Annotated in this window: 1 pseudogene; it reads left to right on the plus strand. The window is 59.1% G+C overall.

The annotated features are described in order from the left end of the window. Window positions 1-618 (plus strand): annotated as a pseudogene (locus ACQUTP_RS25690) (transketolase); the annotation flags it as partial.

Below are 618 nucleotides of genomic sequence, written 5' to 3' on the forward strand. Positions count from 1 at the left end.
CTGAGCATGGACGCTGTACAGAAAGCCAAATCCGGCCACCCGGGTGCCCCGATGGGTATGGCTGACATTGCCGAAGTGCTGTGGCGTGATTTCCTGAACCATAACCCGAACAATCCGGCCTGGGCTGACCGTGACCGTTTTGTACTATCCAATGGCCATGGTTCGATGCTGATTTACAGCCTGCTGCACCTCACTGGCTACGATCTGCCGATTGAAGAGCTGAAAAACTTCCGCCAGCTGCACTCTAAAACGCCGGGCCACCCGGAAGTCGGCTACACCGCGGGCGTGGAAACCACTACCGGTCCGCTGGGCCAGGGTATCGCTAACGCGGTCGGGATGGCTATCGCCGAGAAAACTCTGGCGGCGCAGTTCAACCGTCCGGGGCACGACATCGTCGACCACTACACCTACGCTTTCATGGGCGATGGCTGCATGATGGAAGGCATTTCTCACGAAGTGTGCTCCCTGGCCGGTACCCTGAAGCTGGGCAAACTGGTGGCCTTCTATGATGACAACGGCATCTCCATCGACGGCCACGTTGAAGGCTGGTTCACCGACGATACCGCCAAACGCTTTGAAGCCTACGGCTGGCACGTGGTGCGCGGCGTTGACGGTCAC

The sequence above is a fragment of the Klebsiella sp. 2-CIP_Kleb. genome (assembly GCF_050378715.1).
Taxonomy (GTDB): domain Bacteria; phylum Pseudomonadota; class Gammaproteobacteria; order Enterobacterales; family Enterobacteriaceae; genus Klebsiella; species Klebsiella quasipneumoniae.